The following is a 14,707-nucleotide window of genomic DNA, read 5'->3' as shown; positions in this document are numbered from 1 at the left end:
CTCTAGGGCAATGTGGGTTGAGTCTTTTGACCGAGGCCAATTGATTTAAGAGCTTTCGTTGCTAAAGATGGAGAGAATACCTTCCCCGGTTTATTGCAATAGTAACCGGATAAGCTTGTTATTGGTGCGGAACTAGTTGACCTTTTCTCCAAAGACCAACGCTGTAAAAAAACTACACAGGTGCGCGTGCCAATTCCAGTACGTCGCCAAAGTACTGGTCCTAAAATGTTATTTGATTTTTTTAAAATACCGAAACTTGGTTTTTGATTGCGAAAGACCGCCCATTGACCAGCTATGTCCATGGGGTCTTGAGGGTCATTCAAAGGTGGGCCTTCGGCTGACTGGCTTAGTAAGAGACCAGCGATGCTACTTTTATCAAAACGGTACCACTCACCAAGTTCTTCAATATGATTCCCGTTATCTGAGGTGTAGCGCCGAACGCGAATTTGTGATTGTTTAAGCTCGGGCATATTGAAGATTAGCCTTGTTTCATTAGGTTTTATCCAAAGAGTCTTGCCGGAAGGCGGATTGCCGTAATCACCTTGACATCCTATTGGGGAGAGCAAACTGAGACCAAGGAGCAACAAGCCGTTCACAAATTTGTGTTTTATAAATTTTGGCACCTAAATATCGTCTTTATATCGTTGAAGCATATATCATATCGTATAGTGTTGTATTTTGTAGAGGCCTTATGCACTTCTTATGTATTGGTAAGAAACAAGGGAAGTGCTGGGGGTAAACTTTGGCGACTGAAGGTATTTAATTCAAATATTTGGTAAACCACAAATGACAGAAAACCAATCACCGGCCCAAATCATTGTAGTTGGCAATGTCAAAGGAGGTACAGGCAAATCTACAACCAGCATGCATCTGATCGCGGGCCTCCTCCACGCTGGTTACCTTGTCGGCTCGCTCGATCTAGACTCCCCTCAATCAACATTAACCCGTTATATAACTAATCGTCGCGATCATGTTGAAACAAAAGGTATCGGTTTACCTCTCCCCGAACATAGAGTTTTAAAGGCAAGCACCGTTTCAAATCGTGATATTGCGTATGCCGAGGATGAAGCAGCTGTTGACGAATGTTTGACACGGCTTGGTCAAAAGAGTGATTTCATCGTAGTTGATACTCCGGGAGGAGATGACACGTTGTCTAGGCGTGCACATAGCTATGCAGATACTTTGATTACTCCGATGAATGATAGTTTCATTGATCTAGATGTTTTAGCAAAGGTTGAACCAGAGACTATGGAAATTGTAAGGCCGAGTGCTTACGCTGAGCTCGTTTGGGAAAATCGCAAAAAGCGCATACAACGTGATGGCGGGAGTATTGATTGGATTGTTGCGCGCAATAGGCTGAGTAGTTTGGATTCCCGAAATAGGCGAGCTGTTGCAAATGTGTTAACCACATTGTCGAATAGAATTGGCTTTCGAGTGGCGCCCGGCTTCAGCGAGCGCATGATTTTTCGAGAATTATTTCTAAAAGGGCTTACACTTCTTGATCTTCGTGATCCAGACGCTGGCATTCGTCTAAACATGTCTCACCTTGCGGCACGTCAGGAGGTTAGAATGATGTTAGAAGCGATTGGTTTGCCAGAAAGTGTTGAGCAAGATGAAGGTCCAAGAGCGCTAGGGAGTGCGGATACATGATTTGGATACTCGTAGGTGCCGCCTTATTAGCAGTTTTATTGTTTTTTGCGCGTTGGTACGTCAATGCTGAGCCACGTGATGTGTTTTCGGCGCTACGATACATTGGCCTATTTTTTGCCATCGTAGTGCTTGGTATCGCTTTAATATCGGGTCGGTTTGGTATTCTTTGGCTTATACTGCTTAGTATTCTGCCCTGGTTGGGGCGGCTGAAAGCCTTTAATCGCCAAGTCGGGGAGTTAAAAGGGCCAGCGAGTGGGCAGCATATCGATAAACGTGCAAAATTTGTGGTGTTGTATGTCAATCCGGAAACGGGTGATATGGATGGAAGGGTTTTGGCGGGACCAAAAGCGGGTATGTTACTTTCTGACTTGGCCATTGATTCCCTCGTTACTCTGTATGAAGCTGCTGTTATAGAAGACGATGAAAGTGCGAAAATTATAGAAGACTATCTTGATAGGATGCACAGTCAGACGTGGAGATCTAAATCAAAAATTGTTAAAAGTCGGTCAGACGGTGCTGAAGAGAATGTAGAGGGGGACGGCGGAATGACGCGGTCTGACGCCTATGAGATTTTAGGACTACAGCCAGGAGCTTCAAAAACTGAGATCGAACGCACTTCACAGGCATTGATCGAAACGGGTCATCCTGATGCATCGGAGGCTGAGAATATCCGTCGTAAAGTCATACAGGCCAGAGGAATTCTGCTTGGAGAATGACGGTTTTGCGTTTAAGCGGTTGCCGTTAGCACGTTCGAGGTCTAAAAGTGGATCTTACTTGAAAAACTAAAAAGATTTTTGTCGATTTCGATGGCACAAAAAATACGCAAAGCTGTGTTTCCGGTCGGTGGCCTAGGCACAAGATTTCTTCCTGCAACCAAGGCTCTCCCAAAAGAGATGTTGCCTATTGTCGATAAGCCGCTCATACAGTACGCGGTAGAGGAGGCTGCTGCCGCAGGTATAGAAGAATTTGTCTTCGTTACGGGGCGGGGGAAGCAGGCGATAGAAGATCATTTCGATATTTCTTATGAATTGGATCAAACACTAAGTGCTCGTGGAAGAGATGATTTGGTGAACTCACTTAGGAGCTGGATGCCAAATCCCGGGCAGATCACCTATACAAGACAGATGGATCCACTTGGCTTAGGGCATGCAGTATGGTGTGCACGGAAATATATTGACGATGAGCCATTCGCTGTCCTCTTGGCAGATGATTTGGTATTGGCCAGTAAACCCTGTTTGCAACAATTAATAGAATCATATCAGATAACACCGGGCAATATCGTTGCGGCGATGGAAGTGTTGCCTGAGCACACTGATCGATATGGAATTTTAGATGTTGAAAAGGATGAAGGGCAATTAGTATCGGTGAAGGGTTTGGTTGAGAAGCCTCTTCGAGCGAATGCCCCCTCTAATTTAGCTATCATCGGTCGATATATATTGATGCCGGAGGTCTTTGATCATTTAGCAGAGAAACACCCCGGTGCCGGCGGAGAGATACAATTGACTGATGCACTCGCAAAAATGGTCAACAGCATGCCGTTCTACGGGTTGCGATTTGAAGGGAGAAGATTTGACTGTGGCGACAAGGTTGGGTTTTTGGAGGCTAATCTTGCTTTTGCACTTAATCGTGATGATATGAAGACAGATGTCGAGAAGCTTGTAAAGTTGTACACCTAGATACATGCGAACTTTAGCGAAAGTGTGAGAAAATGCGTATTGCAATTATCGGTACTGGTTATGTTGGGCTCGTCTCTGGCGCATGTTTCTCTGAATTCGGGATAGATGTCACTTGTATTGATGTTGATGTAGAAAAAATAAGTGACCTCCAAAACGGTAAAATACCCATATATGAACCAGGTTTGGAAGATCTGGTAGACAAAAATGTGTCTGCCCAGCGCCTTCATTTCACAAATAACCTGGGAGAAGCGGTTAGCGAGGCGGATGCCGTATTCATAGCCGTGGGCACACCTAGTAGGCGCGGTGACGGGCACGCTGATCTATCGTATGTATTTGCCGCAGCCAAAGAAATCGCGAATGCCATGAAGGGTTATACAGTTGTAGTCAATAAGTCCACAGTACCAGTTGGTACGGGCAGGGAAGTCGAGCGTGTGATCCGAGCAGAATGTCCTGACGCTGATTTTGATGTGATTTCGAATCCTGAGTTTCTTCGAGAGGGCTCGGCTATCGAGGACTTTATGCGTCCTGATCGGGTCGTTATAGGGGTAGAGACTAAGCGTGCTAAAGAGCTTATGAATGATTTATACAGGCCGTTGCATTTAATACAGACACCTATACTTTTTACCAAGCTAGAAACCGCGGAACTTGTCAAATACGCCACCAATGCATTTCTCGCTACAAAAATTACGTTCATCAACGAGGTGGCAGATCTGTGTGAAAAAGTTGGAGCAAACGTTCACGATATAGCAAAGGGTATGGGTCTCGATGGACGGATTGGAAATAAGTTTCTGCATGCTGGCCCTGGGTATGGTGGCTCTTGTTTTCCTAAGGATACTTTGGCAATGGTTCGCACTGCGCAATCGGCCGGGGTAGATCTAAGCATTGTGGAAGCAGTTGTTGAGGCAAACAAAGTCCGAAAAAAAGACATGGCAAAAAGGATTATAAAAGCGTGCGGTAATAGCGTAGAAGGCAAAACGATCACCCTATTAGGAGTAACATTCAAACCAAATACTGATGATATGCGGGATAGTCCTAGCCTAGATATTATCCCTATGCTTATTGAGGCGGGTGCAATAATCCGGGCTTACGACCCCGCTGGCATGGAAGAGGCAAAACCCCTCTTACAAAACGTAAATTGGTGTGAAGATACTTATGAGGCACTCGACGGTGCGGACGCACTTGTCATCGTCACAGAATGGAATGAATTTAGATCGCTAAATTTCGACCGTATCAAGAAAATATTGAAGGGATTGGTTGTCGTCGATTTACGCAATATATATGACCCCAAGACAATGACGGACGCGGGCTTTCAATACAGTTCGATTGGACGGCCGTTAAACAGAAAAAGGTTCCTTACTGCGAGGGAAGCTCAGTGAAGCCACACCATTTTGATCCCACTATTCTTAGAGAGTATGACATCCGTGGTATTTATGGGGAAACCTTGACCGAGAGTGATGCTTTTGCAGTCGGGCTCTTTTTCGGTTCAATCATTAAAGAAGAGGGAGATCAAACGGTTTGCGTGGGTTATGACGGGCGTAAATCATCACCAAGTTTAGCTGAAAATGTAATCAGTGGCGCGATGGGTGCTGGTATAAATGTTATAAATATAGGCTTAAATGCAACCCCAACCCTCTACTACGCAACTACTGTACTCGAGGCTGGTGGAGGCATTATGGTGACAGGTTCACATAACGCATCCCAATATAATGGCTTTAAGTTTATGCTCGGTGGCAAGCCATTTTGGGGCGCCGATATAGTTGGGTTAGGACAACGAGCTGAAGTTGCTAATTGCACGAGGGGTTCCGGGGGGATTTCAACCAAAGCCATTAGGGAATCATACGTGGCTAGGCTGATGGGAGATTTTCGTTCGGCCAAAGGATTAAAAGTTGCATGGGACGCTGGTAATGGAGCGTTGGGTCCCGCAATGACACAATTAACCTCGTGTTTGCCGGGAGTGCACATTCTTTTAAACGCAGAGGTTAACGGGGATTTCCCAGCACATCATCCTGATCCAACGATCCCTGAAAACCTTACTCAGCTCCAAGAAGTTGTTCGGAAAGAAAAATGTGACCTAGGTATCTCTTTTGATGGAGATGGAGATCGGATAGGTGTCGTAGATGGGTTAGGCCGTATACTGTGGGGTGATCAGATTCTTGCGATCTTGGCGCGTGATATGCTTGAAGAGCTTCCGGGTGCTACGATAATAGCAGATGTTAAAGCTAGCCAAGTATTATTTGATGAAGTAACCCGTCTTGGTGGTCACCCCGTAATGAGTCCTACTGGCCATTCTGTTATCAAATCAAGAATGGCTGAATTGAAAGCACCGTTGGCTGGAGAAATGAGCGGCCATATTTTTTTTGCTGACCGCTATTATGGGTATGATGATGCTCTTTATGCTGCGCTTAGATTAGTTGATATAGTTGCACGATCGGATAAAACTTTAGCGACAATGCGTGACACACTTCCGCAAATGGTTAATACACCTGAGATACGATTTGATGTGCCGGAAGACCGTAAATTTGCAATTGCACAAGAGGTGCAGGATCGTCTCCAGCAGGGCAGCGCAAGTGTTAGCACCATAGACGGGGTGCGCGTTCAAACGCGAGATGGCTGGTGGCTTCTGCGCGCCTCCAATACCCAGAATGCACTTGTTGTGCGGTGCGAATCACAGACGGAAGGTGGGCTCAAAAAGATGAAAGGCATGGTTTTGGAGCAGCTGCGGCTAAGTGGTGTGGAGCCGCCAATATTTTAGTTCAAGGGGCTGCTACCGACGGTGGTAAGCACGCGTTGGTGCCATCGGTATGCAGTCAAAATCGTGCCGCTTTAGTTCGCGGCACGCGTCATATGCATCTTTGCGACTAAGTCCGGCCAAGCGAGCCCGGTAGAGGGTTCGATTTTCTCGCTCTGCCGTCATGACAGCAATATCGTAATTTTTGCCGAATTTAGAAAGCTTTGCTGCTGCTTTGCCTGCCCTTTTTGTCGCTGGTGCTATTTTAAAATATGCACCAATTTGTATCATCCAGGCCCCGCGTGGAGCAGGGCTTGCAATGGGCTTAAAAAATGGGGGTAATTCGGAATCTTTAGCGATTTGACGGGCTGACTGTCGTGCCTTTGCTGCAACACTAGATTGTGTTGGGCGTGGGTCCGAAAAAACATTTGCCGAATTTGCATGCATCGGTTTTGAACTTGTTAACAGTATTTCGGCTTTGCGTGAGACCGCGGTTTTAGCAAAGCACTCATTCAAAAGTTTTTTTACATGGTTGTCCCGAAATTTTGCAGTTTTTCCACCGAAAACAACGGCAATCAATCTCGTTCCATTGCGTTCAGCAGACGCAGAGAGATTGTAGCCGGCCGCATTTGTGTAGCCGGTTTTGATACCGTCAGCACCCTCGTAGTGCCCAAGAAGCTTATTGTGATTATTGAAGCTATGACCTCTAAAGTGAAACTTACGAGTTGCAAAGTAATTATAGTACTTGGGAAATTTATTGATCAATATACGCGAGAGTAATGCCATATCGCGCGCGGTAGAGAGATGACCGCGATTCGGCAGCCCGTGGGGGTTACGGAATGTTGTATCTTTCATCCCAAGGGCGCGCGCACGACGTGTCATGGCTCGCGCGAAAGAGCGAACAGAACCTGATAATTGTTCGGCAACGACTACAGCAACATCATTTGCAGATTTTGTAATAAGTGCGGAGATGGCTTGTCCAACGGTAATTATGTCGCCAGGTTGTAGGCCTAATTTTGAAGGCTTGGCTTTACTCGCTCGGGTTGATGTGACTAATTCTGTACTTATTTCTAGTTTGCCTTGTCCTAAGGCTTCGAAAAGCAATAACAAAGTCATCAACTTTGTTAGGGAGGCTGGATAATTTAGGGTGTCAGCGTTGGTTGAATGCAGAACATTACCATCTTTCGCATCAATCACTATCGCAGCATAGCGAGCCTCTGATGGCTGCGCTGCCAAAAAGAATAAAACTAAAGTAAAAAATAGTAATATGGATTTTATTACATTCACGATATTATTATTTCCCCGTGCTATAATTTAGTACTACTATAGTAATACTTGTAAATTTTAAAATTATTTTGATTGTAATACTACGATAGCACCATCGAAATGTCGATAGTTTTTAAGTTTTTGGTGGAGTGTTTGGATTATGATTAGGTTCCTTGACTTGAGTGAAGAGACGTATGATTTTTTGTGTTGAAAAAATATTTATTGTGCGCTGCACAAAAAAACCTTGACGGATGAATATAGCTGAAACATATTGTTGCAGTGCAACATAGTGTACAAAAACGGTTATAAATATTTTTCTATTCACAGGACCCATCCGAGGGATGTGGCAGATAATAAGGAATTGATAAATGAGCTCGAACAAAGCTGCAGATAATAACAAAACGACCATGGAAAATGTTAACGATACTGTCGAAGCAGCAATGGCTATGGGAAAAGAAAAGGTTGAGCAAGTACAAGAAAATTATTCCCGAGCGTATGGGGAGTTCTCAAAGTTTAGTCAAGAAACTTTGGGGGTCTACATAAAGGCAGGCGAAATTTTTGCCAAAGGGGCAGAAGACATTGGGCATGCTTATTTTAAACTGGCCAAAATTACCGCTGAAACAAATGCTGAGGCAGCGAAAGCAGTATTCGCAGCGAAAACAATCAATGATGTGGTAGACGTCCAAAACGATTTTGCCCTAGAGTCCTGCCAGACCTTATTCTCAGAGGGTACAAAAATTAGTGAGCTCTCACTGAAAGTAGCGCATGACACTTTCGAGCCATTGAAGGAGCAGATGCATAGCTCGATGGCAAAGACTATGAAGGATGCATCAATATAAGATTAAGGCGAGGTCAGACAGTCTTGTCTGTGGCAGGACTGCTCCCCTCTCTCACTTTTTTGCAGCTATAGATTATACATTTATTGAGGCGATATAAACGGCGCCTTTGGCGTGGCAGAGATCTACTGTCAATCTGTGTAACTTCAAAACCAACCTCAGTGAACCGGTCTGCATAATCAGATCCGCAAGTTCGAACGTGGTAAGGGTGTCCGAAGCGCAAATAACGATCTTTTGGGTTTGTAATAGATTCGTTTTCGTCAGTCTTCTTCAGGCTCATGTCTTGGGGAACCATAATAAGGGCAAGTCCGTTTACTTTTATAACCCTATACAATTCAAGCAGCGCCTTGTGATCATCCATAACATGTTCAAGGACGTGAGAGCATATGATGCCGTCAAAGTGGTCGTTTTGGAAGCGCAGATCAATGATATTCATCTTTTGTTTTACATTAGTGCTAAAAAGGTCAATATCGGTGTAATTGATTTGGGGTAAAGTCGACAAGCATCTACGAATGCACTCCTCTGGCGCAATATGTAGGATGCGAAGGCGTCTACGCGTCCATCGCAATAAATCTCTGACATAAAGGTATAGAAACCTGTGTCTTTCAAGAGAGGCACAATTAGGGCAGCGGGCATTTCGTCTTCCATGAAGGCCAAAAGGCAAAAAGTTTTGGTATCTCTCCATACAAATGGGGCATAGGAATAATCCTCCCCTTTTACGTTTTTGCCTAGTGTGAGTGGTTAATAAAGGGTCGCCGTAAACCTTGGGTTCACTATATTTTCCGGAGAGGATTTTTGGGAAATATCGTCCAATGTTGTCCAGCATGTTATTTAGCCTTTAAACCGATCTATTTAATCTCATATTATAGGGCAAAGGTCGAATTAATGGGTATGACAATGTCAGACAAGGAATACGATACAGGTGTCGGTGTAATCACCAAAAATAAGACAAATGAACAAACAAAGAAGCCGTCCATGTATAGGGTATTATTATTGAATGATGATTATACACCAATGGAGTTTGTGGTTCATGTCTTACAGCGTTTTTTTTCGTTGGATGAGGAAAAAGCGGCACAAATCATGATGCATGTGCATCGGTCTGGTGTTGGGGTGTGTGGGGTTTTCCCCTTTGATGTTGCGGAGACCAAAGTAAATCAGGTCATGGATTTTTCAAGAAAAAATCAACATCCGCTCCAATGCACGATGGAAAAGGACTAGCCCAACATGTTGTCTTCAAATCTAGAGCAAACGCTTCACCGAGCAATCTCAGTTGCTAGTGAATGCGGACACGAGTTTGCAACGCTCGAACATCTTTTACTAGCTTTGTTAAAAGATGACGACGCAGCGACCATTTTGAAAGCTTGCGGTGTAGATATGGGCATTTTGGATGCTAACCTAAGAGAGTTTCTGGATGCTGAATTGCAAACACTTAAGACTTCTAATCACTCTGATCCGAAACCCTCATTGGGATTTCAACGTGTTTTGCAGCGTGCGGCAATCCACGTTCAATCCTCTGGCCGAGAGGAAGTTAGCGGTGCTAACGTCATTGTGGCGCTTTTTTCGGAACGTGAGAGCCACGCTGTATTTTTTCTTCAGCAACAAGAAATGTCGCGCTTTGATGCAGTGAATTTTTTGAGCCATGGAATTACCAAAACTGCAGGAATGGAAGGCCCCCAGCCTGGAGCTGGTGTCGATGATTTTTCTTCCGGAGAAAATTCACGTGAGACCGATGTTAAATCATTAGAGGCGTACTGCATAAACCTTAATAAAAAGGCATCTGCTGGTAAGATTGATCCGTTAATTGGGCGATCTGGTGAAGTTGAAAGGACTATTCAAATACTCTGTCGGCGCACGAAAAATAACCCGCTCTATGTTGGTGATCCGGGTGTTGGAAAAACGGCAATTGCTGAGGGTTTAGCTAGGTACATAGTTGAGGGTAAAGTTCCCGAAGTTTTAAGTGGCGTGGAAATTCACTCTCTTGATATGGGTTCACTTTTAGCCGGAACGCGATATCGTGGTGACTTTGAGGAACGTTTAAAGGCTGTCCTTAAGGAAATGGAGGAACAGCCTAATTCGATATTATTCATAGATGAAATTCATACAGTGATCGGAGCCGGCGCTACTAGTGGTGGATCTATGGATGCCTCAAATCTTCTTAAGCCCGCCTTGCAAAATGGTTCGTTGCGGTGCATCGGGTCAACGACATATAGGGAATACAAAAACTACTTCGAAAAAGATCGAGCACTGGTACGGCGTTTTCAAAAGATTGATGTTTCTGAACCCTCAGTTGCTGATGCAATTAAAATCCTGCACGGCTTGGCTCCTTACTACGAGACCCATCACAAGGTAAAATACACAGCGCCAGCTATCCGAAGCGCGGTTGACCTCTCTGCGCGCTATATCACAGATCGAAAGTTACCCGATAAGGCTATTGATGTGATGGATGAAGTTGGTGCATCGCAGATGTTGTTGCCACCCTCTCAACGGAAGAAAAAAATAGGTACTAGAGATATTGAGCATGTAGTTTCAAAAATCGCTCGCATTCCACCAAAGCAAGTTACAAGTGATGACCGTCAGGCGCTTAAAACACTAGAGCGTGATTTAAAAATGTCGGTGTTCGGTCAGGATGATGCGATCGAAGCATTAGCTGCATCTATCAAACTAGCACGCGCTGGGCTGCGGGAACCAGAAAAGCCCATTGGATCCTACTTATTTTCGGGGCCGACTGGAGTTGGAAAAACCGAAGTCGCACGTCAGCTCGCAATGACCCTTGGCATCGATTTGGTGCGTTTCGATATGTCAGAATATATGGAAAGGCACAGTGTTTCTCGATTGATCGGTGCGCCGCCCGGGTATATCGGATTCGATCAGGGTGGTCTTCTAACTGACTGCGTTGAAAAAACGCCACATTCCGTAGTCTTGCTTGATGAGATAGAAAAGGCACACCCGGATGTATTTAATATACTACTCCAGATAATGGATCACGGGAAACTGACAGATCACAATGGCAAAGCTGCCGATTTCCGTAACGTAATTTTAATAATGACAACCAATGCAGGGGCCGCAGATCTAGCAAAAGCGGTTGTTGGCTTTGCTCGTCAAAATAGGAGCGGTGAAGATACTGAGGCTATTAACCGACTCTTTACACCCGAGTTTCGCAATCGTCTCGATGCGATTATCGGATTTTCTTCCTTACCTGCATCGGTTGTAACACGTGTAGTGGATAAGTTCGTAATCCAGTTAGAAGAACAACTCGCTGATCGGAAAGTGACAATAATCATTTCAAGCAATGCACGGTCCTGGCTTGCAAAGCATGGATATGACCCGCATTTTGGGGCCCGGCCCTTATCGCGACTTATTCAAGAAAAGATAAAGAAGCCGCTTGCGGAGGAGCTGTTATTCGGCAAACTGACAAATGGTGGCACAGTTCGGATTGGTTTGAAGGCTGGGCAACTAACATTCTCTTGCGTAAAAATTAAGAATTTTAGGGCCGGCAAGGAAAAAAAGGATCGAAAATAACAACGGCTCGATTGAGGCACAGTGTTAATGGAAACATTTACGTATAGAGATGCTTGGAGCTCTAGCTGCAAGAATGCTGGTAGAAGTAATATGAAGGGGGCATTGGTTTCGGTATTACTGGCGGTGACTTACCAAAATGATACTTGAGCTTTTGGTTAATAGTCCTTTCAAATATTAGGTCACTCATAATTTAGTTTTCTCACAATTTTATAGGAATATTCCTCAGTTCTTAGACGTATAAAACGCAATGACAGCTCAGGTCATCTATGCCCTATTAGAGGTCTAATGTTCGGAAACCGACTAAATCAAGATCTGAAGGTTAAATTTTGCGGAAGGGGGTAAACTCTTTTAGCACTGAGGCCTCATGAGTTCGATATCTGGTCTCTTCTTCCAGGTAATGTGATACAGCAGTTCGGAAATTTTCATTTTCTATCCAGTGGGCACTATAGGTTCGCCTTGGGATATACCCCCTATGTAACTTATGTTGGCCGTGTGTGCCTGCTTCAACCCTTTTTAAATTGCGGCTTATAGCGAAATCAATTGCCGCATAGTAGCATGTCTCAAAATGAAGATATTTATGTTCCTCGCAACATCCCCAATTGCGACCATATAATGCCTGATCATCGAAGAAATTTATAGCGCCGGCAATTGGCTTCCCATTTCGGTAAGCCAATACCAAAAGTACTTGATCGGCCATGGTTTTACTAAGTTGCGTGAAAAAATCTCGTGTTAGATAAGGGTATCCCCATTTTTTGTCATAGGTGTCTATGTAAAATTTGAAGAAGGCATCCCAATGTTGAGGCTCTATATCATCACCAGTAAGCATTTTAATGCATATCCCACTTTCATTGATAAACCGGCGCTCTTTTCTTATATTTTTCCGTTTACGGCTATTTAAAGCCTCGAGGAAGCTTTCGAAATCATCGTAGTTATCGTTCTCCCAGTGGAATTGTGTATCGTGACGAATTAAGAATCCTTGGTCTTTGAGCAACTCTGCATCTGCTTTTGTACAAAAGGTGACATGTAAAGATGATAATTCCATTTGCCTAGTAATATCAATGAGTCCTTGTGCCATGCATTTGCGGTATTCCAAACAGTCTACCGCTTCCGCAGGGGCAAGTAGCCGTGGCCCTGTAACAGGGGAAAAAGGGACCGCACACTGTAACTTTGGATAATATTCTCCACCTGCACGCTCAAACGCCTGAGCCCAACTCTGGTCGAATACATACTCACCTTGGCTATGGCTCTTCACGTAGAGAGGACACGCTGCAACCAACTGGTTAGTTTCTTTTCGCAAAATAAGATGACGGGGTAGCCAACCTGTTGTGCTATTAGCTGATTGAGAGATTTCCAAAGCATTAAGGAAGGCATGGCTTAAAAAAGGGGCACCGGGTTGTCTTGTTGGTCCTGTGAGGCAGGCGTCCCACTCTTTAGGATTGATGTCAGAGATCTTTGCAATAAGTTCTATTTTATAACGATTTTTGATTTTGGACATACCGCAGGTATCATACACGATATTAGGTGCGAACGCGTACTAGGGCATCGACCTCAGTTGTCGAATTCAGTGGAAGGCTGGAGGCGCCGGTCGCAACTCGTGTATGGCGTCCCAATTCGCCGAAAACATCAACTATTAAATCCGATGCACCATTAATTACTATTGGATGGTCGGTAAAGTCGGAGGACGAATTAACAAAGCCGCTCAACTTAATCACTTGTTCCACGCGGTTGAGGTTTCCAAGTGCTGTTTTTATTTGGGCAAGTATATTTAGTCCACATAGGCGGGCGGCCATGACGGCATCATCTATAGAAACTTCGCTGCTAACTTTTCCGCGGTATTTCACCTTGCCATTCCAAAAGGGCACTTGACCGGAAATCCAGAGCAAGTTCTTTTCCAGAACATAAGGCACGTAACTTCCAGCCGGCACCGCTGTGTTTGGTAGTTTTATGCCTAATTGAGATAAACGTTGTTCTATATTTTCCATCTAACTTTCTTCAGTATTAATTTTTAGAGCTAATGTCATGCTATTCCGTGCAGCAATGTATACGCGATTAGCCACCGGATGTGTTTCAACATGTTTCATAAATCCGTGTATTAGTCCCTCGGCTCGAAATTCTTGCGTAGCCACACCCTCAGCTTTGAGGCGTACCGCATACGCCTCCGCCTCCGATCGCAAAACATCAAATTCCGCCGTTACGATGGCTGTGGAAGGCATGCGTTTGAGAGTATTAGCACGTAGCGGGGCCGCATAGGGATTATCAGTTGTTGTCTTGCCACCAAGATAGTAGCTCCAGTAAGCCTCCATTTGACTTGCGCTTAACAACGGGCCCTCCCCGTAATTGATGTAGCTCGGATTTTTAAAATTACAATCAGTAACCGGATAAAAGAGTAGCTGGAACGCTGGCATAGGGCCATTGCGGTCGCGCGCCATAAGAGCGGTAACAGTTGCAAGATTTCCCCCTGCACTCTCACCTACAACTGCTATTCGTGCAGGGTCAATTTTAAGGAGTTCCTGCTGTTGTGAAACCCAACAAAGGACATCATAACAGTCATTCGTTGCTGCAGGGAATGGGTGTTCCGGAGCTTTGCGATAATCTATGCTAATTACGGGCCATGATGTGTCCCTACAGAGAAGAATACAACTCCCCTGATGAGTATCGAGATTTCCAACCACAAAGCCACCACCATGGAGAAAGATTAGAACAGGCGTGTTTTGTTCGGTTTGCTGGATTTGCCGATATATACGAATGTTGATCTCACGCTTGGCGGTCACAACAATTTCATCATCTATAATTATATTCTCCGGAGGTGTAATAGTAGTTTGTTGCGCATCTCGAACAGCACGTAAAGTTTTAGGCGAGAGCAGGTGCGAATTGGGGAGCGCATTGTCTAATGCGCTTTGTATAAGTGAAAGATACTTCGCGTCAATTCGTTCTGTAATGTTCATGTAGGACGATTAAACTGGGCGCTGGGTTTTCACAAAGAAAGTAAAAGACTTTATCAAAGCAATGAATATCGTTTCGGTATTTGAGTC

General features: G+C 44.6%; 15 protein-coding genes. 8 read left to right on the top strand and 7 right to left on the bottom strand.

Annotated features, from left to right (window positions below; genetic code table 11):
- Positions 1–2: 2 nt before the first annotated feature.
- Positions 3–470 (bottom strand): hypothetical protein, encoded by a 468-nt coding sequence (locus VX941_10960; protein MEE2933920.1) that lies wholly within the window; start codon positions 468–470, stop codon positions 3–5.
- A gap of 316 nt (positions 471–786) precedes the next feature.
- On the opposite strand from VX941_10960, the gene VX941_10955 reads away from it, so the two are divergent.
- The 5 genes from VX941_10955 to VX941_10935 all read left to right on the top strand — a co-directional run bounded on the left by VX941_10955 (position 787) and on the right by VX941_10935 (position 6,078).
- On the top strand, positions 787–1,650 hold the full coding sequence (locus tag VX941_10955; GenBank protein ID MEE2933919.1) for a division plane positioning ATPase MipZ: 864 nt from the start codon (positions 787–789) through the stop codon (positions 1,648–1,650).
- Positions 1,647–2,366, top strand: a complete 720-nt coding sequence (locus VX941_10950; protein MEE2933918.1) for a hypothetical protein — start codon at positions 1,647–1,649, stop codon at positions 2,364–2,366. The genes VX941_10955 and VX941_10950 overlap by 4 nt, the downstream gene beginning before the upstream one ends.
- A gap of 90 nt (positions 2,367–2,456) precedes the next feature.
- Positions 2,457–3,326: a UTP--glucose-1-phosphate uridylyltransferase GalU gene (gene galU / locus VX941_10945; GenBank protein ID MEE2933917.1), complete on the top strand. Its 870-nt coding sequence runs from the start codon at positions 2,457–2,459 to the stop codon at positions 3,324–3,326.
- A 32-nt stretch (positions 3,327–3,358) separates the two neighbouring features.
- Positions 3,359–4,702: a UDP-glucose/GDP-mannose dehydrogenase family protein gene (locus VX941_10940; protein ID MEE2933916.1), complete on the top strand. Its 1,344-nt coding sequence runs from the start codon at positions 3,359–3,361 to the stop codon at positions 4,700–4,702.
- Positions 4,699–6,078: a phosphomannomutase/phosphoglucomutase gene (locus VX941_10935; protein ID MEE2933915.1), complete on the top strand. Its 1,380-nt coding sequence runs from the start codon at positions 4,699–4,701 to the stop codon at positions 6,076–6,078. Before VX941_10940 ends, VX941_10935 begins: the two co-directional genes overlap by 4 nt.
- A 12-nt stretch (positions 6,079–6,090) precedes the next feature.
- On the opposite strand, the gene VX941_10930 is transcribed toward VX941_10935, so the two are convergent.
- Positions 6,091–7,341, bottom strand: a complete 1,251-nt coding sequence (locus VX941_10930) for a D-alanyl-D-alanine carboxypeptidase family protein (protein ID MEE2933914.1) — start codon at positions 7,339–7,341, stop codon at positions 6,091–6,093.
- A 347-nt stretch (positions 7,342–7,688) separates the two neighbouring features.
- Between VX941_10930 and VX941_10925 the strand changes: the two genes are divergently transcribed.
- The gene (locus VX941_10925) at positions 7,689–8,159 is read left to right on the top strand and encodes a phasin family protein (GenBank protein ID MEE2933913.1); all 471 of its coding nucleotides are present in this window, start codon (positions 7,689–7,691) and stop codon (positions 8,157–8,159) included.
- 13 nt (positions 8,160–8,172) lie between these two features.
- On the opposite strand, the gene VX941_10920 is transcribed toward VX941_10925, so the two are convergent.
- Together VX941_10920 and VX941_10915 are read right to left on the bottom strand one after the other, a co-directional pair.
- Positions 8,173–8,658, bottom strand: a complete 486-nt coding sequence (locus tag VX941_10920; protein ID MEE2933912.1) for a methyltransferase domain-containing protein — start codon at positions 8,656–8,658, stop codon at positions 8,173–8,175.
- The gene (locus VX941_10915; GenBank protein ID MEE2933911.1) at positions 8,601–8,792 is read right to left on the bottom strand and encodes a hypothetical protein; all 192 of its coding nucleotides are present in this window, start codon (positions 8,790–8,792) and stop codon (positions 8,601–8,603) included. Before VX941_10915 ends, VX941_10920 begins: the two co-directional genes overlap by 58 nt.
- A 261-nt stretch (positions 8,793–9,053) precedes the next feature.
- On the opposite strand from VX941_10915, the gene clpS reads away from it, so the two are divergent.
- Complete coding sequence (clpS, locus tag VX941_10910; GenBank protein ID MEE2933910.1) at positions 9,054–9,374, top strand: ATP-dependent Clp protease adapter ClpS; 321 nt, start codon at positions 9,054–9,056, stop codon at positions 9,372–9,374.
- 6 nt (positions 9,375–9,380) lie between these two features.
- Positions 9,381–11,675, top strand: a complete 2,295-nt coding sequence (clpA, locus tag VX941_10905; protein MEE2933909.1) for an ATP-dependent Clp protease ATP-binding subunit ClpA — start codon at positions 9,381–9,383, stop codon at positions 11,673–11,675.
- Positions 11,676–11,994: 319 nt separating this feature from the next.
- Here the strand turns inward: clpA and VX941_10900 are convergent, their stop codons facing one another.
- From VX941_10900 to VX941_10890, 3 genes are read right to left on the bottom strand one after another with little or no spacing between them, the layout of a single operon-like run.
- A complete protein-coding gene (locus VX941_10900) occupies positions 11,995–13,170 on the bottom strand; it encodes a GNAT family N-acetyltransferase (GenBank protein ID MEE2933908.1) in 1,176 nt (391 codons plus the stop codon).
- A 22-nt stretch (positions 13,171–13,192) separates the two neighbouring features.
- Positions 13,193–13,657 carry a RidA family protein gene (locus VX941_10895; protein ID MEE2933907.1) on the bottom strand — a complete coding sequence of 155 codons (465 nt, stop codon included), beginning with the start codon at positions 13,655–13,657 and terminating at the stop codon, positions 13,193–13,195.
- Entirely contained in the window at positions 13,658–14,620 is a 963-nt protein-coding gene (locus VX941_10890; GenBank protein MEE2933906.1) for an alpha/beta hydrolase, read from the bottom strand. It lies immediately after the preceding gene.
- Between the last annotated feature and the right edge of the window lie 87 nt (positions 14,621–14,707).

This window comes from Pseudomonadota bacterium (assembly GCA_036339585.1).
In the GTDB taxonomy this organism is placed as follows: domain Bacteria; phylum Pseudomonadota; class Alphaproteobacteria; order UBA8366; family UBA8366; genus UBA8366.
This window is presented reverse-complemented; position numbering and strand designations above follow the sequence as displayed.

What these genes read in the sequence shown, in the direction of transcription:
- VX941_10960 (MEE2933920.1), bottom strand. Translation starts at nt 470, where the DNA reads ATGCCCGAGCTTAAACAATCACAAATTCGCGTTCGGCGCTACACCTCA.
- VX941_10955 (MEE2933919.1), top strand. Translation starts at nt 787, where the DNA reads ATGACAGAAAACCAATCACCGGCCCAAATCATTGTAGTTGGCAATGTC.
- VX941_10950 (MEE2933918.1), top strand. Translation starts at nt 1,647, where the DNA reads ATGATTTGGATACTCGTAGGTGCCGCCTTATTAGCAGTTTTATTGTTT.
- galU (MEE2933917.1), top strand. Translation starts at nt 2,457, where the DNA reads ATGGCACAAAAAATACGCAAAGCTGTGTTTCCGGTCGGTGGCCTAGGC.
- VX941_10940 (MEE2933916.1), top strand. Translation starts at nt 3,359, where the DNA reads ATGCGTATTGCAATTATCGGTACTGGTTATGTTGGGCTCGTCTCTGGC.
- VX941_10925 (MEE2933913.1), top strand. Translation starts at nt 7,689, where the DNA reads ATGAGCTCGAACAAAGCTGCAGATAATAACAAAACGACCATGGAAAAT.
- VX941_10915 (MEE2933911.1), bottom strand. Translation starts at nt 8,792, where the DNA reads ATGCCCGCTGCCCTAATTGTGCCTCTCTTGAAAGACACAGGTTTCTAT.
- clpS (MEE2933910.1), top strand. Translation starts at nt 9,054, where the DNA reads ATGTCAGACAAGGAATACGATACAGGTGTCGGTGTAATCACCAAAAAT.
- clpA (MEE2933909.1), top strand. Translation starts at nt 9,381, where the DNA reads ATGTTGTCTTCAAATCTAGAGCAAACGCTTCACCGAGCAATCTCAGTT.
- VX941_10900 (MEE2933908.1), bottom strand. Translation starts at nt 13,170, where the DNA reads ATGTCCAAAATCAAAAATCGTTATAAAATAGAACTTATTGCAAAGATC.
- VX941_10895 (MEE2933907.1), bottom strand. Translation starts at nt 13,657, where the DNA reads ATGGAAAATATAGAACAACGTTTATCTCAATTAGGCATAAAACTACCA.
- VX941_10890 (MEE2933906.1), bottom strand. Translation starts at nt 14,620, where the DNA reads ATGAACATTACAGAACGAATTGACGCGAAGTATCTTTCACTTATACAA.